Consider the following 21,888-nt stretch of genomic DNA (forward strand, 5'->3'; position numbering starts at 1 on the left):
ATGGGGAAGTATTGAGCGACGAAGAGATGGATCTGTTGCAGGAGATCGGCTCTGATGTCGGCTTTGCCCTGCACGCCATTGAAGAAGAGGAAAAACGCCGGCAGGCAGAGGCAGAGGTACGCAGAGCCAGAGACGAACTGGAGCTCAAGGTTGCAGAGCGAACCAGGGAACTGACTGAGGCCAATGCCAGACTCAAGGAGTTGGACCGTCTCAAATCCGAATTCATCGCCACAATGAGCCACGAACTCAGGACCCCGCTCAACTCCATAATCGGCTTTGTTGGCATGATCCTAAAGGGCATGTCCGGCAAGATCAATGAAGATCAAAAAAAACAGCTTACCGTAGTCTACAGATCGGCAAAGCATCTTTTGATGCTGATAAACGACATCCTGGATGTCTCTCGGATAGAATCAGGAAAAATGGAGATCGTGGTGGACAAAATAGATATCAAGGATATTGTCCGGCAGGTTGAAGGAACCCTATCCCAGGCAATATCTCAAAAGGGTCTGCGGCTCATCAAGGATATTCCGGAAGAAATCCCGGAGGTCTCCAGCGATCCGAAAAGGATCTTTCAGATCCTCCTGAACCTTGTCAATAACGCTGTGAAATTCACCGATGAAGGTGAAATCAGGATTACCTGCAGGTTTGACGACTCTAGCCTAGAAATAGGTGTTGCGGACACAGGCATTGGGATCAAGAAAGAGGATATAGACCACATCTTTGAGCCCTTTCATCAGGTCGATGCTGGCATACGGCGAAAATTTGAAGGTAGTGGCCTGGGACTTTTTCTCTGCAAAAAGTTGGTAACCTTGCTGGGGGGAGAGATCTGGGCCGAAAGCGAATACGGTAAAGGTTCCAAGTTCACCTTTACCATACCTATTGAAAATAGGAAATGAATTAGAAAGGAGCAAGATAATGAAGATCCTTATTGTAGATGACAACAAGGACAATCTCTATATGCTGGAGTCACTTCTCCGTGGATCAGGTTTTGAAGTAGAAACGGCCGACGACGGCAAAAAGGCCCTGGAAAAGGCCAGACAGGATGATTTCGATATGATTATTTCCGACATCCTAATGCCGCGTATGGACGGCTTCCAGCTCTGCCGGGAAATAAAAAAGGACGACAGACTCAAAAAGATCCCATTTGTCTTTTATACCGCCGCCTATACGGATAGCAAGGACAAAGAGTTCGGGTTAAGCCTAGGAGCCGACAGATACATCATAAAACCGACTGAACCAGAGGTCTTTATCGAGACAATAAGAGAACTGTTCGCAGAAAAAGGGCGCTCCGCGGAGGCTTCCACCACCTCTTCGCTGGTGAAGGAAGAGTCCGTTTTTCTCAAGGAGTACAATGAACGGCTGGTAAAAAAACTAGAAGACAAGATGCTTGAACTGGAAAAGGCGAATAAGGCCTTAAAGGCATCTGAGGAACTATACAAAAAACTGATCGAGAATGCCAATGATGGCGTGGTGGTTATCGAAGAATCCGGGCATATCAGTTTCGCCAATTCAAAGTTCTTCGAAGTCACCGGTTATTCGCGGAATGAACTCAAAGATCTCCAGGTAATCAATCTGGTCCATCCGGAGGACCGAAATCTAGTCCTGGGAACCATGAAAAAGAGGCTCGCCGGAGAAAGGTGCCCTGAAAATTATGAAGCACGTGTCCTATCCAAGGGCGGAGAGACGATCTACGTGGATATCAACGCCAGTCTCATCAAAAACAAAGACGGTACTTCTTCCATATTGGCCTTCTTGAGAGATATCACGGACCAAAAACGGATCAACAAAGAACTCAAAAAGAGTCTGGAAGAACTGCGAAAAATTATGGATGGAGTCATCCACGCCATGGCTTTAACTGTTGAGACCAGAGACCCATATACCGCCGGCCACCAGCGGCGGGTAGCCAAGATTTCCCGTGCAATCGCAGAAGAAATGGGCCTTGGGAATGAGAAGGTTGAGGAAATCTACACATCTGCCGTCATTCACGACATAGGGAAAATATCGGTGCCTGCGGAGATCCTGGTCAAACCCGGCCGAATAACCGAGATAGAATTCAGTCTTATCAAGACCCACTGCCAGGTAGGATATGAGATAATAAAAAACATAGAATTTCGCTGGCCCATTGCCGAGATCGTGCTTCAACACCACGAAAGGCTAGATGGCTCCGGTTACCCGGCCAGACTTTCAGGTGATGATATCCTCCTGGAGGCCAGGATCATAGCAGTTGCCGACGTGATCGAGGCCATGGCTTCTCACCGTCCCTACCGGCCTGCTCTTGGTATAGAGAAGGCTCTTGAGGAGATCTCCCGGAACAAAGGTATCCTCTATGATCCTGATGTGGTAGATGCCAGCCTGGCACTATTTGAGAAAGGTTTCAGTCTTGGCTGATATCACATTATTCATGTCAATCAGATTCCACGTTGTTCTCGCATTCTAGGGATTCCTTTCAAAAGATTCAACCTCTACAGATAGCACAGATAAATTTAAAACATTGCCTTATTTCATGAAATAAGTAATGAATCTAGTTTCTTATGAAGTCATCCAGCATATGAATAATTTTAGCATTGATCCTGGAAATGGTGATAAATATAAAACGATTCAATGAAGTAGCAGATTGAAAAATATTTAGGCCCATAAATGAGCGTACACATAACCATAGATCGAGATATTTTAACCTTGATTGAAAAAGTAGCCAGTTTTAAAGAGCAGGACAATATTCCATCAGCGTACCTAAATCTGTAATGTAAACATCATTAGGAGCTTTTCTGCCGGAACTTGGGACACTTAACCGTAAAGAGATAGCAGCTCTAACATGTATCCCCCAATTCAATAGAGATAGTGGTCGATTCACTGGTCATTTAGGCGCTTTTATGTGAGGTCGTGACCGAGATCACGGTCAAAAGTCTCAATCCCCTCAAACGGGTCCAGTCATTCAGACTCTTACCTTTTATAGTTCCATAATTTCAGGATGTTGCAAGGCCATTTTTGCCCATCTCCCAATTTTCAGAAAATTGGCCCTAAAAATTGGCTATTTTTAGGTCTCTGAAAAAGAATAACTTTTTGAATTTACTATTCAATTTCCGTATTTCCTATCTATGCTAAATATTAGAATCTTAATATCAGATTCAACTTACTGAAATCACAAAGAAAAACCAGTAACCACCACTAAAACAGCCTCTGAACAGCCGACATAGGGAAAAATAAAAGGATTTTCTTAAAATGGCAAGAAAAATACTGAAAAATGACAATATTCTTTCATGGCAATAGATAAAAATCTGATATGAACTATATTATAGATTCGAATTGCTTCTGTATATTTCCTACATCTAGGGTCCTTTTCTTTGATCACATGGTTTCAGACTTTAAGAGATATTCATATTGATTTTTCTCGATAAAAAGATATCTAATTGTCTTAGAAGCAAGAGGTGGGTCTGGTAATTTCCTGTGCGAAGCTTCCAACCTATTGGTCTTGCCCCCTAAGGGAAGAGCCAGGAAATCGGTTCAAGCAGGCCTTTTCTGAACTGAGTAAGAAAAGGGGTTAGAAATGAATAGAAAATACCTTAGCTTTTTGGGGACAAATCAGTACATCACCTGTAATTACTTCTTAGAAGGTTTCCCTACAAAGAGAGATATCCGTTTCATTCAAGAGGCTACAGTCAGCTGGTTCTGCTCGGACTGGGACAAAGATGATGAAATAGTCATTTTCACCACAGAGGAAGCATTTTACAAAAATTGGCAAGATGGAGAAGACAACAACTACAATGACAATAAGGGACTTTCAAGTGCCTTAAAAGATTTACAACTCAAGGCTCAAATAAAACAGATAAATATCCCTCTGGGCAAGGATACCGAAGAAATTTGGCGTCTATTTCAAATTATTTATGATGTTATCGATGAAGACGATCAACTCTATCTTGACATCACACATGCATTTCGTTCTCTACCATTACTTTCATTGGTTGTCTTGAATTACGCCAAGGTCATGAAGCATATCAGTGTTAAGGCCATTGCATATGGCGCTATGGAGGCACTTGGCCCAGCCTTTAAAGTGAAAAACATGTCCAGGGAAGACAGAAATGTACCTGTATTCGATCTGATTGCATTTGACGAACTCCTTGATTGGTCCATCGCAATAGACAGGTTTGTAGAAACTGGGGACGCATCCCTTCTAAATAAAATTGCAATAGATTCGGTAAAACCGATTCTGGCACAAACCAAGGGAAAAGACGCAGATGCGGCTGCTATCAGGCTATTTGTCAAGGCAATGAAGGATCTTTCTGATTCCATTGCAACATGTAGAAGCCGGGAGATTCCACAAAAGTCCCTTGCCCTTAAAAAGGCATATGAAAAGGCGAAGGGCCAGCAGAAGATAAAGCCACTTCAACCGCTTTTGGAAAAAATAGAAGAAAAGATAAGGGATTTTTCCGGAGATGAAATACTAGATGGCATAACCGCAACAAGATGGTGCATTAATCACGGGCTTATACAGCAGGGAATAACCATTTTTCTTGAAACCTTGGTGAGTTACGTAATCAGGTCAGCGCATATTGGAGACTTTCATGACCAAACAAAACGAACACTGGTTACACAGGCATTGAACATAAAAAAGCAAGATATTCCTAAAAAAGATTGGCTGAAACCATCTTCAGATGAACCAGAAACCGTAGAAGCCTTGATCCAGTGGTTCGATTCAAATCCTGAGATTGAAAAGTGTTTCAGCAGTCTCAATAAACCTAGAAATGATATCAACCATGCTGGACAAAGAGATGACTCATTGACGCCTGAAAAACTTAAAAAGTGTCTGGAAAAAAATTTGAAGCGGTTTTGCAGTGCAAAAGAAACCTAAAAACATAACTGGTTAGGTAACGGAGAGAAAAATGATCCGATATCAACTCAAAGCTCAATTCAATACGCCTGCCTTTATTGGCGATGCCTTTCACAAGACCCTTTTTCGCCAATGGTGGAGAGTGGTAAAGGCCCCTGAACTTTTAAAGTCCAATAGCAACTCTGTAGAAATTGTTAACGAACTAACGGAACAGGAGGGAAGACTCTTTAGTCATTCTTGGCTTAAGTATGAAGATGGCAGCGGCAATAAAAAACAATGGGCAATGAAAAGCCGTTTCAGTTTAAGGTTGAAGAGATGGCGATACGTATCTTTGGCATCTTTGGACAAGATTTGACAGTTCACCATCCAGAGGTGATAAAGCGTCAGGGCATCGGCTCTCTCCCTAACCTGGGCTATTGGCCAATAACACCCCAAAAAGGGCAAGGTTCAGTTATAAAGGCGTCTCCCGCAATAAATTGCACAAAGACAGCAACTCTTTATGTGGAGTTTCCTGAGAAATCTAAAAGTAAGATAGAAAAGGCCCTATATCTCGTCAACCTTTCATATCCAATAAGAAAACACGCTGTTAAGCCTTGGAGCATATCCAAAGAGATCAGCAAATCAGATCTTCTTCAAAAAAATAAGAGGGTATTTGTGGAAGGCGTGGAACAAAAAAATTTCATGGAGATGAACAATGGATTCAGAACACACAATCAATCTTTGTTATAAAGTCAAAGGAGACACATTGCCAGTTGATCATGGATTTGCCCTATTTGGCAGCATAAGTAAAATATTACCTCATTTTCATTCAGAAACACGTGTTGGCTTAAGATTTATTAGGGGCCGGTACGTGGGCAATGGTCTTCTTTCCATCAAACCAATATCAGAATTAGTGCTCAGAATGCCAAGTTCGCTTATTCCAGAATATTTATCACTCTCAGGGAAAAGCCTGGATATTTCAGGACACAGAGTGGATATAGGTGTCCCTCTAACCAAGCCTCTTATCCCTGCAACTGCACTTTATGCCCATTTGGTAACCACAAAAAACGGTCATAATGAGGAAAGATTTAAACAGGAAATTGTAAGGCAAATGAAGGGACTGAACGTAAGAGGGAAATTCAAGCTTGGTAAAAGACGCACTTTTAAAGTGCATGGGAAACAGGTGGTTGGATATTCTTTACTTATTTCAGAATTAACTGCTGAGGAATCCATTGTTTTGCAAGAACATGGTCTGGGAGGCAGACGCAAAATGGGCTGTGGTTTTTTTGAACCGTGGAGGCCCAAAAATGCAATTTAAATACCTGCTGGCTAAAAGCTGCCCTGATCCTGATAATCCCCCGGAGCAGGCAACGCTTTTGGGGCATACAAAAGCAGTGGTAGAAGCTTTTATAAATCTTTTTGGAACTGCCAATTTTCCTACTAGGCTGGCGAAGAGATGGTTAGAATTTTTCCGTCTTGATAAAAAGTATTATCCCATTTTCCAAATAAATTCTCAATTAGCCTGTATTTTACATGACCTTGGTAAAGCTAATAGCGGTTTTCAGCAAATGATAGAAAAAAAAAAGGAGGCTCAAAAAATACGCCATGAGCAATTAAGTGCAACGCTTCTGTTATGTCCTGAAATAAAAGAGTGGGTTGAAAACAAGAAACACGCTGATTTCAACATTATTATCAGTGCAATAGCCTGCCATCATTTAAAACTTGAACCACGCAACCAAAATTTACTTACTGGAGAAAAAGGGCAAGCTTTTCTTGTATTTAATATTTATGTCAAACAAATTTTAGAAATTATAAATTATCTAGCCCAAAAGACAGATTTGCCTCCTGTAACCGGTCTATCATTGCCTGAAAATTGGGATTTAGAAAAAGGAGAATATGAATACAAAAAAAAATTAGAAAAAGTTTTCATTAAGATAAATCGCAAATGTAAAAAAGATAAAATATTTCGAAGACTTTTACTGGCTGTAAAAACAGCTTTGATTGTAGCTGACAGTGCAGGATCTGGCCTTAGGAGGGAGAATAAAGATTTGTTCTCCTGGTTGAAAAAGGCCTTTGATGAAAATGAATTGCTTACAGATAAAACCATCACTTCAAAGATTATAAATCCCAGAAAAAAAGAGATAGAAGAAAAAACTCATAAGCCATTTAAGTGGCAAGATTTTCAGCTTCTTGCCGATTGTTTACCACAAAGGGCAGTTCTTGTTTCAGCCTGTGGCAGTGGTAAAACTATGGCTGCCTGGAGATGGATAAGAGCCCAGTTAAAGAGAAAACCCTCAGCCAGGGTGATGTTTCTTTATCCCACCAGGGCAACGGCTAGTGAAGGTTTTCGAGACTATGTCTCCTGGGCCCCTGAAGGAATCCTGCTTCATTCTTCTGCTCGTTTTGATTTGCAAAACATGTTTGATAATTTTGATGAGCGCAATCAGACTGACTTTGAACTCGAAGACAGATTATTTGCCCTTGCTTACTGGCAAAGGCGTATTTTTAGCGCGACAATCCATCAATTTTTAGGAGTTATGCAGTATTCTTATCGTTCTATTTGCCTTTTGCCTTTATTAGTAGATAGCATAGTAGTTGTAGACGAAGTTCATAGCCTAGATAATTCCTTGTTTTCAGCCTTAAAAAGATTTTTAGAGGAATTTGATCTGCCAGTATTGTGCATGAGTGCCACAATAACACCTTCCAGGCGCGAGAAATTAGAAGAGTGTGGCCTTAAAATTTTTCCTGATGATCCTGAAAAGTTAGATGACCTAGCCAAAAAGATAAAGATACCCCGTTATCAGGCAAACCTCATTGAAGATAAAGAAAGGGCAAAAGATATAGCATTAGATGCTTTGGAACAGGGCAAAAAGGTACTCTGGGTGGTCAATACTGTGGATCGCTGCCAACAACTATCTCAAGATCTAAATACTTATACAAATATTTTGTGCTATCATAGCCGTTTTAAACTGGAAGATAGGCTCAAAATTCACCAAGAAGTAGTTGAAAACTTTAAAAACGATAAACCAGTGCTGGCTATAACCACTCAAGTGTGTGAAATGAGTCTTGATCTGGATGCCCACGTTCTAATTACCGAAACCGCACCTATTACCAGCCTTATTCAAAGAATGGGAAGATGCAATCGACATTTAAAGCATGATTGTGGTGAAATTTACTTATATTTTTCACAGGCTAACGCACCTTATAAAGAAGATGACCTGCAAGGCGTAAGAGAATTTGTGAAAAAGATAAATCAGAGAAAATTAAACCAACTGGAACTGGAACATCTTCTGGAAGCTTTGACTGCCAATATGATAGAAATAGAGAAATACAATGCCTTTTTGGGAGATGGACCCTGGGCAAAGACGCGTGACATTGCAGAGTATAATAACCAATTTGTTCAGGCCATACTGGATAGCGATATTGAAAGGTTTTTTGACTTAAAAAATAAAAAACAACCTTTTGATGGACTTATTGTACCTGTACCCAGGAATATTCCTGTAAGGCACTCCTCAAAAATAGGGGGATTTCCTTTAATTGTTTCCGCAGACTACTATCATCCACGATTCGGTTTGGCTAAAACGCCTTGGGAGATAATTATATGAAAAAAGAAGACAAAATTACTTTAACTTATAATTTGTTTGAGTTGCCAACTGCCCAACATAAGGCAGGATTAGCAGGTCTTCTGGTTTTAATTGAATCTATGCAAAGACGAAAAATGTCTCCACTTCCAAAAGTAGAAGAGATGACTTCATCGAGTGTGATTATTTCTTTTACCAGAGAAAGTATGCAGGTGTTGTTTGATGATCTGTATGATGCTGAATTTGTGGAGGTAAAATCAAAAAGTAAATGGAAAGATAAAAAGCCAAAAAGAATTGAAGAGGAGGAAATTATAGAAAACGGCAAGAAAAAAAAGGTCAAATATTTTATTTACGACGAATTTCAGGCCAAAGGCAGTTTTTTTACAACATTTTATCCAGCTGGTTGTGAGAATTGGTTAACCTTATGGAGACAGATGCTCCGGAATGTCTTGCGTGCCCAGCCAAAAACCCGTGGAGTTTATATAGAAAGGGCAAAAGGTAACCCCTCTCCTGAAGCTTCAAAGGTTTGGGGCTCTTTAAACAAAGCCATGAAAGCCAAAAAACAGAAAGAGGAAAGTTTTGCTGGTTCTGTATTTATTGGCGCACAGGAAAAAAATGCAGAGTTGGTGCCCTTTAAGGGACTCCCACAGGAAAACTTTTTGCTTCACTTCTGGTATATTGTCAGCCTTGTTTTTGAAGTGCAATTCGTGGAAATCAAAAAAAATCAGGAAAGAAAAATTAACGTTCACTGGAATGACCTTGGCTATGCTATAGTCATACCTGAACCTTCTGCGATTGATGTATTCAAGGAAGATATAATTGCGATGCTCTCCGATTTACCAGTTGAACAACAAAATTATACACCAGCCTCAGGAAAAGTTAATCTTTTTGAGGAAAGTGCTTTAGAATACTTGCATTTTCTTGTGATTAATAAAAGCTGTAAAATGGGTGGGTTCTTTGACTCAATTTCTGGTCTGGAAGTTTACCATATGCAAAAACAGAACAAGAAAGTGCGTATGCTGGGAGCATCAAGAATAATCCCTGATAGAAGAGTTTTTGAAGAATATGAACGCATGCGACAGTCAAATATGAATCCTATTTTTAAAAGATTTTATTTACAAAATATTCTTGCACAAAATCCATGGTATTCAGGTAGCGAAAAATATATCAATAAGTTTCCTGCTGAAATATTTATCTGGAAAAATGGAAAAACTCCTGAACAGTCAAATTTCAATTTTTTTGGAATTAACTGTAATAAAATATTTAAACAAATAATAGAATATTTAAAAATAAAGGAGGTCAAAGAGGTGCATGAAGAAAGTAAAGAAATGTTTCTGGCAAAAATTATTTACAGAATGGTCAGGCATTACATTTTGCTTAAGGCATTAAACAAATCTGGATTATCTACTATAACTGATAAAAAAGACCAGACTATTTATCCCTTTGAACAAAAAGAATACAGGGACGCCATTGAAAAGGTGAGTATGGATGCCTTTTTGGCTATGCGTGGGCGAAAGGAAGAGGATTTTGTAGAATATTTTACCGGCACTATTTGTGCTGTGCCACAATTCTTGCCTCAAAAAGAATATCTTCTCCTTTCTGATGCCCTGGTGCAGGGGGGATGGGAAAAGGTAAAATCCTTATCTCTGCTGGCAATTTCTGCTGCATCTTATTTAGCTAAGAATAACCAACACAAGGAGGAAGATTAAATGAACATCTTTGGCACTATATTAACATATGCTGCCCCAAGTGCAAACTATCGTGGCGAATCTGCTGAAAATAGAAGTGTACTTCAAAAAATAACCCAGGGCAGGTTTGAATATCCTATTATTTCTCCAGAAGCTATAAGAAACGCCTTAAGAGACACATTGAGAGAACTTGGTCTTCCCTGCAATCGAGAGAGATTAAATGATGAAGAACAACTAGCGGTGAAATTTCAGGATTATCCTGATCCCGATAGATTCGCAGATGATTTTTTTATGGGTTGGCTTATTGCTGCTGGAAGCAAAGACAGAAAAAAGATCTTAAAAGAATTAAAAGAGAGAGGACGCAATCCAGAAGCGTTTTCTTTTAAAAGAGATTCCATTTTACGGATGAATCTGGCTGTTGCGCTTGAGCCATATCGTTATGACTCTATTTTTACCCAGTCTCCCCAGGATGTAACTCCAAACGAAATAAAATCATATAAAAATGCAGAAAATTCACAGCTTCTGCATAGGGAAGTCACATATACTCCCTTTCAATACCCTTTTGCTCTGAACTTAAATGAGTGTGAACAAAAAAAGGATTGGACAAAGATCTTGCTCAAAGCCATTGGCCAGTTAAATGGGGTAGCAGGCAATCATGCGCGCAGTTATTTTGAAATGGCGCCTGCAAGTATAATCATTCGTTTAACTAATTTGTTAGTGGCTGGTTACTCAACCTATGGTTTTGAAATCAAAGATGGCAAACATCTGTTTCCAGAAGTTATAGAAGGTATTTTACAGAATGATTATCCTGGTTCTGAATTTTATTTTGGGGGTAAAATTGTCAAAGATATGGATGAACCACAACTAAATTCTCTCAAAGAAAAAGGAGCCACTCTTGAAAGAAATCCTCAAAAATTGATTGATATTGTTGCAGAAAAAATGTTCGCATCAGGAGAATAATTATGCTTATTTTAAAATTACAGGCTCCTTTTGCCTCTTTTCGCACTTTTACTGCTGGAAGCTTTAGACCAACTGCAAGTTTTATTACTCCTTCTGCTGCTTATGGGTTGCTATTGAATGTGGCAGGCATAGAGATGCGTTATGATGACGGCAAATCTGTAATGACAAAAATTGATACCGGGTTGCCTGAATGTTCTATTGCTCTGGCAGCCCTTAAATTTCCTAAGGCACATAGTCTATATCAGCAAATTCACAATTATCCTGTAGGTAATACTGGGAAAAAACGAAAGGATATAACTAAAGGAGGCAAATATAATATCGTTCCTGCCCGGAGGGCTTTTTTATCCAATATCAAGGCGTTGATAGCGTTAAAAGATAATCATAAACTAGAAGAAAAAATACAAAGTGGTCTTCAAGGGAAAATTCGGAGAAAATACGGGCTGCCTTTTTTGGGAGACAATAATTTTTTAATAGACAGGTTGGAGGTAATAACAGAACCAGAACCTGCCCACTGGTATATTCCTATAAAGGCAGACAATGAAATTGAGTATAATGAGTACATCACCAGATTAACCATTACCATTGACAGGGCCCAAATGAGTAAAACTAGGTCAGCTCTGTTTGTGCCAACAAAAAGGCCTGTAAAAGATATACCGCAAAAGGCCTGGGTAACTGTTAAATATTAAAGTAAATTGTCATGTCTATCAACATAACAAACGAAGGCTTTTTCAACTCCCACTTTCTGGCAGAAAAAACGAGAGATAATCCGCTCATTCGAGTGATGGCTCTGCATGCATTAGCTTATTGTGAGCGGCTTTTTTATCTGGAAGAAGTGGAAGAAATAAGAGTGGCAGATGCCAATATATATGCTGGCCGCAGACTGCATGAAGGACTGGACAAAGGAAGCAAAAAATATACCTTAGAGCTTGCCAGCCAGGAACTCGGTATCCGTGGCAAAGTTGACTATATTTGCACAAATGCCGGAGAACTTATCATTTACGAGCATAAAAAAGGCCGTTCAAACAAAGGCAATCAAGCCTGGCCCAGTGATTATCTTCAAACAACAACTTATGGTCTTCTTGTTTCAGAACATTTTAATCGTCCGGTAAAAGAGCTACGTATTCGTTATCATGCGGATAACAAAACCATTGTAATTCCATTCGATCTAAATAAGGCAAAAAATGAAATTTTGAAAGCAGTAAAGAGAGCCAGAGAACTGCGTTCATGTCTTCAAAGACCTCCTGTTAATGTACCAGAAAATCTCTGTCGCACCTGTTCTCTTGCGCCAGTGTGTTTACCAGAGGAAGAACATTTTGCAGCAGAGGGAAAAGAAAAACCAGTCAGATTGTTTCCTGCTGAAGATGAACGTAGGGTAATTCACATACTTGAACAGGGGGCTTTCATTAGCAAAGATGGTTATCAAATAATCATACATTTGCCGGATGGCGAAAAAAAAGCAATTAGCACTGCTCATATTTCTTCTCTAGTTTTACATGGAAATGTTCAAATATCAACTCAGACCATTCATTTTTGTGCAGCTAATGAAATAGGAATTCATTGGTTGTCCTATGGTGGACATTATGTCGCGGCCTTGCAAAGGGGTGCTGGTTTTGTTCAGCGGCATCATCGTCAATATGATGCGTTTTGTAAGCCTTTTTTTACAACGCTGCTTATTGCCAGGCTTTGTCAGGCCAAAGTAGAAAACCAGTTAAAATATATTTTGCGGCTGGCAAGGGCAAAACGTTCTACACCAGTACAAAACAAGAAAACATTAGAGGCAACTATAAATGCTATTCGCCACGAAATAAAGGCTATAGCTAGAATAGAAAAAACCCTAAGTAAAGCTGATGATGGAGATATTGTAGAATATGATAAATTAACTGGGGAAATGCGAGGGCACGAAGGCAGAGCGGGGAGAGAATATTTTAAGGCACTAGCCTGTATATTAAATTTAGAAAAAGATAGCTTTTTGTATTTTGATGGCCGTAATCGGCGCCCACCTAGAGACCCATTTAATGCTTTACTGTCTTTTGGTTATGCGTTGCTTTATAAAGATTGTGTAGCTGCTATTCAGGCCGTAGGGCTTGATCCCTGTTTTGGTTTTTTCCATACCCCACGTTCTACTGCCTATCCTCTGGCTCTGGATTTGATGGAATTATTTAGAGTGATAATGTGGGACATGCCACTTATAGCTTCTGTCAACCGCAAGCAATGGCGTAAACAGGACTTTGAAATTACAGGTAAGCAGGTATGGTTAAATAAAGAAGGGCGAAAAAAAGCTATTATTTTGTATGAAAATCGCAAAAAGGAAAAATGGAAACACCCTGTTTTAAAATATTCTTTAAGTTATGCTCGCACAATAGAACTTGAAGCAAGATTGCTGGAAAAAGAATGGACAGGCAGTCCTGGTTTGTTTGCCAGACTTAGGCTTAGATAAAAATGGTTTAGGATAATTTATGAATACAGATAAGCACTGGTACCTATTTTGTTATGACATAAGAGATCAAAAACGCTGGGCAAAAGTTTTTAAAATAATCAAAGGATATGGCGAACATCTACAATATTCTATTTTTAGGATACGAATGACCAAGAAACAACTGGAAAAGTTGCGATGGCAACTAACTAGCATAATGGATGTAGAAGATGATTTAATGATTGTGAAATTGTGTCCAACCTGTGCCAAAAGGATTATTGACAGCAGAGATGGGGCTAAATGGAAGCAAGATGTACCTTCTTTCGAAGTATTTTAAAGGGACTTTATAGTTAAGATTCTAATCAGTTTTTTTCGTAGTGTGTCAAATCAAGTTTTATATAACTGAGTATGATAAATGGAGTTTGTTAAATATATTATTATAAAACTTCTTCAAGATAGTGCAGTTAATTCTTTTGAGCAAGAAAATAAATAATGTTTTCTCTTTTAGGAGAAAATTAATTATAATTGTGAATAAAAATACCCATGATGCTCTCTAAGATTATAAAGAATCTTAGAGCCGTTACGCACTATAATAAAATATTTAATTATAAATTAAATTAATTTAAAATATTGGCTATTAAGAATTTATAATAGGGGATGGCTACCTCCCTCCATACCGACTCAATAAAGTTTTGCCTTGCCGCTGGCAAGGCTGAAAAATTTTCCAGCTCTGAGCCACCTAATACCTAAACACGGGGGCCTATGCAGGTTGAGCAGCAAGAATCATGCAAACAATGAGAAAACTATTTTTTTATCAAGGATGTGTCTTTTTTTTGAATACATAACTAACGGTAAATAAAAAAAAGCTAGTAAGACTAGATAGTTTAAATATATCATTAACGATATAGGTACTTGAAATTAAAAAAATATATTATTTCAATAAATTAAATAGAAGAAGGCTGATGTGCTTTATCATATTCTAGGTAAAAAGATAATGTTGATAAAGGTGCTTGAAAAATTTCACCAGACAATAGAAAACTGCAATATTATAAGAGATAGGCTGATTTGATCTCCGATGCCGCAAGGCGTTGAGCACGTACTAATCCTGCTGAATCCTGTATACTGAATCCTCTGATTTGATCTCCGATGCCGCAAGGCGTTGAGCACGCGAAACTTGGATGGTGACAGCTATTCCCCACCCCTGACTGATTTGATCTCCGATGCCGCAAGGCGTTGAGCACTTGCTTCTGGTTCTCTCCAGAACAACCCTTACGCACTGATTTGATCTCCGATGCCGCAAGGCGTTGAGCACAAGCCAAAGAGGAATATAAAATCGCCACCTTTGGTAACTGATTTGATCTCCGATGCCGCAAGGCGTTGAGCACCGGGCGTGGCTCCTATAGATAAGAACCACTATGTCTGATTTGATCTCCGATGCCGCAAGGCGTTGAGCACTTGCATGATCTCCTAGACCGTAGCCTATCCCGTACAGTCTGATTTGATCTCCGATGCCGCAAGGCGTTGAGCACTCAGAGCAGATTGAGTCCGCCAGGAAAGATAGTGGCCTGATTTGATCTCCGATGCCGCAAGGCGTTGAGCACGTGATACCAAAAGTCATTATCCGTTCTTGCACTACTGATTTGATCGCCGATGCCGCAAGGCGTTGAGCACTTATCGCCCCAGAGGTCCACGAAGGTCCCGTCATCTGATTTGATCTCCGATGCCGCAAGGCGTTGAGCACGAAGTAGGGCCAGCGGCCACAACGTACACAAGAGCTGATTTGATCTCCGATGCCGCAAGGCGTTGAGCACGTTGATGGTGTTCCTTACACTAGCCTTAACAACGCCCTGATTTGATCTCCGATGCCGCAAGGCGTTGAGCACCTGATATAACAGGATGGACAGATGCTTCAACTGGTGCTGATTTGATCTCCGATGCCGCAAGGCGTTGAGCACACTACAATTGACTACACTTTTTCTTGGGGGTATCCCTGATTTGATCTCCGATGCCGCAAGGCGTTGAGCACATTTCAAACAATGCTCTTACCAGAGCTGGTCTGCCTGATTTGATCTCCGATGCCGCAAGGCGTTGAGCACTTGGTTATGCGCTGGCGGTTTAATTAAAAGGAGGACTGATTTGATCTCCGATGCCGCAAGGCGTTGATCACGCGTTGACATCTACAATGTCATCCATCGTTACCTCACTGTTAAGGTCATTTTAATTTCCCCAGTTTAGGGGACTTAAAAATCCTCACTTAGTTAGACAATAAATAATTATAGAGGCCTCTAAGGTGCACCCTAGACGCAATCTTGTACCTTATCCATGTTTCGAACTCAAAAAACTGCAAGATAAGACACAGAACAGTATGAGGCCAATAGGGTCGTGCTCCCCTAAAAAACTATTTGGACGAAGCCGCCATTTGGAGGCAAAAAGGCCCGAAGTCCTGCAGGAGCTTTTAGGGTGTTTACATGGATGCCATTTGAATAAATCGAATCATTCAATTTCGATTAGTTGCGGCAAAAATCGTATTCCATATCTCTTTTCTCCTCGACGACCAACTGACTCTATACGAAGACAGTGGGCAATGTGGCCAAAATAAGAATCAATCTTGGCATTTATCTTTGTTCGGTATTGTCTGAGATTCTCGATTTCGATGCTTTGGATTCCACCCTCAGACAGGGATCTTCTGGGAAGAGTTGGAGAGTTTTGGGCTGCTGTTTCAAAAAATCCACAGATTAAGTGCCTGCATTCATCTTTTTCCACTTCAGAAAGAGTGGGAAAACAGTATTCACAGACGTCCTCCTCTTTTGAACACCTGCAATCTTTTCTGCGCATGGCAAAAAAGGCATATACTGCAATCAATGCCGGGCTCAAATCCACCTCTCTTCCGCAATAGGCCAGCTTTCCTCGTGAGATATCTACTCTGAGTTTTGCTGGTGCATCGCACACCACAGACATAAGCAGGTCTTCCGGCCGTTCAGGGCCCTCAAGATCTTTTTCAGACAGCCATGATCGAACAGACACAAATGGCATTGGAACTAGCCAGATCTTGGCATATTTTGAGTCCTTGAAATAATATTCGTCCTTGTCATCCTTTAGCCTTATCTTTGTATTTATGCGTGGTGGATAATAAAATTCTCTAGAGGACTCAAATTCAGGGGAGACCAACACATGATAAATCCTGTCTTGAGGGCGTCCGTAAAATTGAGCAGATAGCGCGAGGCACGCGCTCATGGTCTTCCTGCCACCTGCTATTAGAAAATATACTGCGGTATCAGGGTCTTTTGTAAGCTTCCAGGACAGTCTCATACAGGTTTCAACGAGTATGGCGTTGTGTTCAGGGCTTAGGATGTCGTCTAATTCGTTTCCCTGACTGTCTTTTAGGACATGGATATTTTCAGGAGGAAAATGCACCATTTCCCTGGAGATCTCATATTCATCTAAAAGCCTATAGAGAGCCCCTGTACCTGAGGCCAAAAGACCTGCATGAATGGCATCCTTTCCAGAACGTGTGGTTATCACGTGAATTTCATGTATGGGCCTCTCTTCCATTATAAAGGCATAGAGAGCCTCTGTAATGACCTGTGGATTTAGCCCACTTACTGCCAATAGAATATTTTTAGTTGCCATTTAAAAGCTCCAGTTAAGCCAAATTATTGCACTACACTAGGGGTCAAAAATAATTTACCCCGAAAATACCCGTAATAACAGGTAGAAGGAAGAAGGTAGAAGGTAGAAGCAAGCCCTGCCTGTACAATAGCCTGAGGCTGGAGGGCAAGGTTCAAAGTTCTCTTCCTTCAACTCAAAACTCAAAACTCAAAATTCAAAACTTTTATACGGGGGAGACGAATTCGTTCGTCATGAGAGTTTGGGGTTAAAGGTGTTCCCCAAGCTCATCAACTACCAACACTTCCCCCTCAAAATGACAGAAAAGCCTCTTGGCATCCTGGTCTGCCCATGCATCACATTCATGGGTGGACTCCAATACGGGTTTACCCATTAACTCCTTGAAATCAAGGCGCCTTGGATTGTAGCGCCCTCCCCTTTTTCGTTCTTCCATGAATTTTGAAAGGTCATCAATCCTCTCATTCAAAATGGCTGTTCGCTCTGGTCCAAGCCCCTTAATGCTTTGGGAGAATCTGTGTCCGAACCTCACAAGGTTTGATGGTGGGCAAAGCACCTCCCTTCTGTAAATGGCCTTTTTACACTGGTTCCACAAAAGTTCTCCCCATGGGGACAGGGCAACTTCCCCATCCATCTTGAGAATCATGGTCTCAGGAAGACTATTAGGTACCTGCTCCACAGCTAGGCCATTTGAGACCTTTCGGAAAAACTCTAGATGTTCCTGGATTATTCCCTCACCATCCATCCTTACAGGTAGCCTAGGTATTCTGAGAAGTTCCTTGCCAGTCTGAAAGATGTATAGGGCTTCATCAGCGTAGAAAGATGCCACTGTCTGCAAGAATCCTTGGACTCCCTTAAACCCGCCTGTGAGATTAAAGATGATAGAATAGCCCTTGTCTCTATAGCCAGGCACAAGGTCGTGTACGAATCTGGCAAGTTCAGCGAGGGCGTATTGAAATGATATAAGCTCCACTGTCTGGAGGTCCTTTTGGACGTGCATCATAACTGCAAGACCTTTGGCTTCGAGCCACTCCTTTAGGGCACTGCCTGTAGTCCTGCCAAGGAGGGTATCTGAGCAGAGAAGGCAGTGAACGTCCATTGATTTTTCCGGAATACTTCCCCCATAATATTGTAGGAGAGAATTCAGTTCAGCGCTCATCTTAAGGAGCTCCTCATCCTTTGCCTGAGCCAACCGCTGTTTGGCCCTCTTGACCAGTGCCTTTAGGAGCCTTTTGTCTTCTTCATCGGTTATTGAATCAAAATCTTTTATATTTCCATGCTTTAACGTCACATATCTTTCCTCGGCAGACAAAGCGCAATTCGTCAAAAGACTTGTCCCACACGTTGTAAGAATAAAACTCCTTTTATTCGTCATCTCTAATAACACCCCTTTAGATTTTCAAGCTTTGGGCCTGGCATTGCACCAGGCCTTTTACTAGGAGGGAAAAACTTTAAAGCGGAGTCTGGAAAAACCACCTGAGTGGATGTGACTATATTATCCACTGGGTGTAAGTTTTTAAGAAGCATAAATGTTTCTGCCTCCTTAGAAGTTCGCGAGAAATTACACTTTTGGCCCTTTAGGGCCAAAGTTTTAGGGGATTGACAGGCCCTGTTCACATCCTCAGCATAGGAAGGATTACGCGAACTTAGCTCTCATTATAGGAGAGTGTCCCTAGTCATCTATTGGAATGATGTTTTCTCTGCGTAAAATCTCTCTATACTTTGAGATTCTGGTCCGTTGCCACCTTTTAAAGGCCTTACCAACATCGAATTCGTCAATAAAATTAAGTTCTCCGGAAATATCTGTTAGGATCTCAATAAGATACAAAAAATCTGCAACAAGCTGGGAATAGAGCACAAAAAGTTCCTGCTTACTCTTATAAGGACTATATAGCTCTGAAAGCAAGTAGTAGGATTTTTTGCCGATCTCAATGAAGTAATCTATGTCTACGAGTCTTCTGGTAAGATGCTCGGGATAAAGCCCTGAGAATATAAGCGAAAGATCACCTACTGCCTTAAGGTCCCGCAATTTTTCAAAGAGGTTCTTATGAAGGGCCTCAAGGAGCACGATTCCTAGAGGCCTGTCCTGGACTATCTCTGAATAGAAAAAGTCGTCATTTTCAGAAAGGCGTTTCAACAGGTGAAGGAGATAGAGCTTTGCATGAGGCCTCAATTCTATGTTTAAACGCCTTTCTGCAGCCTCAACCTCGTCGACAAAGAAGGCATCGAATCCTTCAATCAGCTCCATCTCAAACCTGGTACTCCTTTCATGTAATTTTCGTAGATTCAAGTTGAATCTACGATTCTGGTGATAAAAGAACTCACACAATAGTTGTTTTGAGTTCCCCACCCCTACCAGGATGAGAGTGTAGCCTTGGGGAAGGCTAGCCCCAATTTCGAGACTCGTCCCTTAAAGGCATAGCCTCTCCACTTCATTCCTATGTCCCGAAGTCCTGTCAAAAGTGCTTCCCTTATAATCCGGGATAATGCTCCATAGCCGTGTGAAAACTTTGCCACTCTTGCCACCAAATCCCCTGGTGGCCACTTACTATGACAAACTCAACCCCATATGTGTCTCTTATCAGTATATTTATCCCATTCCTCCGACAGTCAAGGGGGGCATAGGGTGACTGCTTCAAAGAAAAAATATACTATTTTCCCTGCTAGACTTTTGAATTTTTTTGTCTGGAATATACTAGGAATTTTGCGATTTCTACTGTAACGAATGACCCTTTTTTTCTCCAGAGAATCGGTGAGGACCTCGTCCTGACAATGATTTGGGCTCATTCATAACTCGTGACATGTCGTTTAATCTTCTGGTGAATCCGATTGAGTCGAGGTAATCTAATATGTTGAATCGCACTCTGCCTATGGGGATTACCTTTGCAGTATCATCAAAGGTAAGTCTGCCATTGCTGCATATATGTTTCTCTACGTCTCTTTTTATCCTTTCGAGGTATTCTGTTGTTATAAACTCCTCTCTGTTTCCCTTTTTTGCGTGAAAAATCCTGACGACCTTGTCTGTACGGATCAGAAACGATAAAACTCGCCGCACATCGGCCTCGTTAGGTGATCCTAATCTTTCCAAAATATTTGAAAGAGTAACGGGTTTGGGTTCCATCTTTTCCAGAAGGGAAACAATGTAATGGGAGATCTCCAGAAGATTTTTGGGTAGGTGTGGTCTAAATCCTGCTAGTCTGAGCCGGTCACTTCCCACTGGTTCCAATTTTTTGTCTTGTCTGAGGGTCTCAAGAAGCACATCTTTCAGTTGCCCGTCCAGTGTAGAAAATCTGTTTCTTATCTCCTCTAGAGAGATGCCCAGATGATCCGGGTGTGATTGGTGAAAATCTGATACCATGTCTATGGCCGTTTGAATTAGGGCCTCAAAATGCCTTCTTAAATAAAACCTTTCCCCTATACATAGGACCTTGTGTTTTTTTACGAGTTGCATCATAAGATCTTTTGTCTCCTGGAGGGAACGTCCGGAGGTTATTGCAATTTTTTCCAGCTCAATGGGAGTCGTGTAACTCTCTTCAAGAATAGTCAATACGATGTCAGGAGCTTCTCCCTGAGACAGAAGTCTCAGATAGTCCACTCTTTCTTGGTCTCTGGTCCGCCACTTGCGTCTTGATACCTCCAATATAAGGCCTCCACCCAAGATGCGGACAGGAGAAAGGCTCGCTATTACCAGAGGGAAAAAAGAAAGGGCAGCAACTTCATCTTTAAACCTCAACTGACAAAATCCCCTGTCTCCTGGCATAAGGACCTCTCTATCCATTAGAACGAGCCTTGCCAACTTATGGGAAGAACCGCAGAATACGCGTATTGTGGAGTAATTCTTCAAGGGTTGTTTTACATAGTCTCTCAACCTTATTTCTGCGTTGAAAAACCTTCCCTGTGCGAGACGACCTGGCTGTCCGAGCACCATTCCTTTTTTTATCTGGGTGTGACTGATGCGTCTTAGATTGATTCCAGCCCGCATGCCAGCTTTAACAGAATCAGTCCACCTCCTGCCTGTTTGTATACACCGGACCTTGTCAAGTACATGGCAGGGATATATCTCTATTTCCGAATCAGTGCAGATCCTTCCAGAGGCTATAGAGCCAGTGACCACTGTTCCATAACCGGCTACTGGGAAAACTCCGTCCACTGGCATCATGAACGGCCTGTCTTCATGACTGGGAGAATTGCCTGACAATATAGATTCCAAGGCCCTCGTGAGTTCAAGCCTGCCAGTTCCTGTGCTGGAGGAAAAATGTATAATGGGAGCATCATTTAAAAACGTGTCCTTTACAAGTCTTCTTGCCTCTTCCTCCGCCAGAGGCAGGATTTCTTCATCTACCAAGTCGACCTTGGTTATCACAACGATCCCTTTTGAAACACCTATGGCTTCAATTACGGACAGGTGTTCCAGGGTCTGAGGCATTACGCCCTCGTCAGCCGCTATTACAAGGATCGCTGCCTCGATTCCCCACAGCCCCCGGACGGTGTTGTGAAGATAGGCCTGATGCCCTGGGACATCGACAAAGAAGATCGTACCTGAATCCAGGTCAAGGGTAGTATGCCCGACATTTATCGTAAGCCCTCTTCTTTTCTCTTCTGGCTCCCTATCAAGATCGACACCTGTAAGTGCCTTTACAAGAGAAGTCTTGCCGTGGTCAACATGACCCGCAACACCGACTATCAGAGACCTGGTCATATACCCTCCGTTTCAGGTACAAAAGGGGGCGAGGGGAGTCGAACCTCCTCCCTGTTTATTAGACAGGGCCAACGGGTTTGCAGCCCGTGGGGCACACCGGTACCATCGCCCCCATTTGG

18 protein-coding genes, 1 pseudogene and 1 CRISPR repeat array are annotated in these 21,888 nt (G+C 41.3%); of the genes and pseudogenes, 13 read left to right on the plus strand and 6 right to left on the minus strand.

Translation table 11 applies throughout. From position 1 onward, the window contains the following. The 13 genes and pseudogenes from DBT_RS09510 to cas2 form a co-directional block, all read left to right on the plus strand. Nucleotides 1–896: sensor histidine kinase (locus DBT_RS09510; protein WP_244155348.1), on the plus strand; the 896-nt coding region annotated here is incomplete at its 5' end. 19 nt (nt 897–915) lie between these two features. After that, complete coding sequence (locus DBT_RS09515) at nt 916–2,388, plus strand: response regulator (RefSeq protein ID WP_083186749.1); 1,473 nt, start codon at nt 916–918, stop codon at nt 2,386–2,388. A 362-nt stretch (nt 2,389–2,750) separates the two neighbouring features. Further along, nucleotides 2,751–2,855 (plus strand): annotated as a pseudogene (locus tag DBT_RS12540) (IS110 family transposase); the annotation flags it as partial. Nucleotides 2,856–3,544: 689 nt separating this feature from the next. Then, nucleotides 3,545–4,846 carry a TIGR02221 family CRISPR-associated protein gene (gene csx2 / locus DBT_RS09520; protein WP_067619745.1) on the plus strand — a complete coding sequence of 434 codons (1,302 nt, stop codon included), beginning with the start codon at nt 3,545–3,547 and terminating at the stop codon, nt 4,844–4,846. 31 nt (nt 4,847–4,877) lie between these two features. Next, a complete protein-coding gene (locus DBT_RS11985; protein ID WP_141674275.1) occupies nt 4,878–5,180 on the plus strand; it encodes a hypothetical protein in 303 nt (100 codons plus the stop codon). Further along, the gene (locus DBT_RS09525) at nt 5,141–5,554 is read left to right on the plus strand and encodes a hypothetical protein (RefSeq protein WP_141674276.1); all 414 of its coding nucleotides are present in this window, start codon (nt 5,141–5,143) and stop codon (nt 5,552–5,554) included. The genes DBT_RS11985 and DBT_RS09525 overlap by 40 nt, the downstream gene beginning before the upstream one ends. Beyond that, nucleotides 5,520–6,122: a type I-MYXAN CRISPR-associated protein Cas6/Cmx6 gene (gene cas6 / locus DBT_RS09530; RefSeq protein ID WP_067619751.1), complete on the plus strand. Its 603-nt coding sequence runs from the start codon at nt 5,520–5,522 to the stop codon at nt 6,120–6,122. Before DBT_RS09525 ends, cas6 begins: the two co-directional genes overlap by 35 nt. Continuing rightward, complete coding sequence (locus DBT_RS09535) at nt 6,112–8,409, plus strand: CRISPR-associated helicase/endonuclease Cas3 (RefSeq protein ID WP_067619754.1); 2,298 nt, start codon at nt 6,112–6,114, stop codon at nt 8,407–8,409. Before cas6 ends, DBT_RS09535 begins: the two co-directional genes overlap by 11 nt. After that, on the plus strand, nt 8,406–10,094 hold the full coding sequence (gene cmx8, locus DBT_RS09540) for a type I-MYXAN CRISPR-associated protein Cmx8 (RefSeq protein WP_067619757.1): 1,689 nt from the start codon (nt 8,406–8,408) through the stop codon (nt 10,092–10,094). Before DBT_RS09535 ends, cmx8 begins: the two co-directional genes overlap by 4 nt. Beyond that, nucleotides 10,095–11,033: a type I-B CRISPR-associated protein Cas7/Cst2/DevR gene (locus DBT_RS09545; protein WP_067619760.1), complete on the plus strand. Its 939-nt coding sequence runs from the start codon at nt 10,095–10,097 to the stop codon at nt 11,031–11,033. 2 nt (nt 11,034–11,035) lie between these two features. Continuing rightward, nucleotides 11,036–11,719: a type I-MYXAN CRISPR-associated protein Cas5/Cmx5/DevS gene (gene cas5 / locus DBT_RS09550; protein WP_067619762.1), complete on the plus strand. Its 684-nt coding sequence runs from the start codon at nt 11,036–11,038 to the stop codon at nt 11,717–11,719. 11 nt (nt 11,720–11,730) lie between these two features. After that, nucleotides 11,731–13,470: a type I-MYXAN CRISPR-associated endonuclease Cas1 gene (gene cas1, locus DBT_RS09555; RefSeq protein ID WP_083186751.1), complete on the plus strand. Its 1,740-nt coding sequence runs from the start codon at nt 11,731–11,733 to the stop codon at nt 13,468–13,470. Between the two features lie 19 nt (nt 13,471–13,489). Beyond that, entirely contained in the window at nt 13,490–13,783 is a 294-nt protein-coding gene (gene cas2, locus DBT_RS09560; protein ID WP_067619765.1) for a CRISPR-associated endonuclease Cas2, read from the plus strand. Between the two features lie 723 nt (nt 13,784–14,506). Then, nucleotides 14,507–15,613: direct repeats of the CRISPR family, unit length 36 nt; unit sequence CTGATTTGATCTCCGATGCCGCAAGGCGTTGAGCAC. A 326-nt stretch (nt 15,614–15,939) separates the two neighbouring features. On the opposite strand, the gene csm6 is transcribed toward cas2, so the two are convergent. The 6 genes from csm6 to selB form a co-directional block, all read right to left on the minus strand. After that, a complete protein-coding gene (gene csm6 / locus DBT_RS09565; RefSeq protein WP_067619768.1) occupies nt 15,940–17,076 on the minus strand; it encodes a CRISPR-associated ring nuclease Csm6 in 1,137 nt (378 codons plus the stop codon). A gap of 244 nt (nt 17,077–17,320) precedes the next feature. Next, complete coding sequence (locus DBT_RS09570) at nt 17,321–18,445, minus strand: putative CRISPR-associated protein (RefSeq protein ID WP_067619772.1); 1,125 nt, start codon at nt 18,443–18,445, stop codon at nt 17,321–17,323. 2 nt (nt 18,446–18,447) lie between these two features. Then, entirely contained in the window at nt 18,448–18,597 is a 150-nt protein-coding gene (locus tag DBT_RS12130; protein ID WP_153304063.1) for a hypothetical protein, read from the minus strand. Nucleotides 18,598–18,742: 145 nt separating this feature from the next. Next, entirely contained in the window at nt 18,743–19,318 is a 576-nt protein-coding gene (locus DBT_RS09575; protein ID WP_067619775.1) for a hypothetical protein, read from the minus strand. 104 nt (nt 19,319–19,422) lie between these two features. After that, complete coding sequence (locus tag DBT_RS12135; RefSeq protein ID WP_153304064.1) at nt 19,423–19,587, minus strand: hypothetical protein; 165 nt, start codon at nt 19,585–19,587, stop codon at nt 19,423–19,425. Nucleotides 19,588–19,783: 196 nt separating this feature from the next. Then, nucleotides 19,784–21,769, minus strand: coding sequence for a selenocysteine-specific translation elongation factor (gene selB, locus DBT_RS09580; protein WP_067619779.1), 1,986 nt, complete (start codon nt 21,767–21,769; stop codon nt 19,784–19,786). Between the last annotated feature and the right edge of the window lie 119 nt (nt 21,770–21,888).

The sequence above is a fragment of the Dissulfuribacter thermophilus genome (assembly GCF_001687335.1).
GTDB classification, from domain to species: Bacteria; Desulfobacterota; Dissulfuribacteria; order Dissulfuribacterales; family Dissulfuribacteraceae; genus Dissulfuribacter; species Dissulfuribacter thermophilus.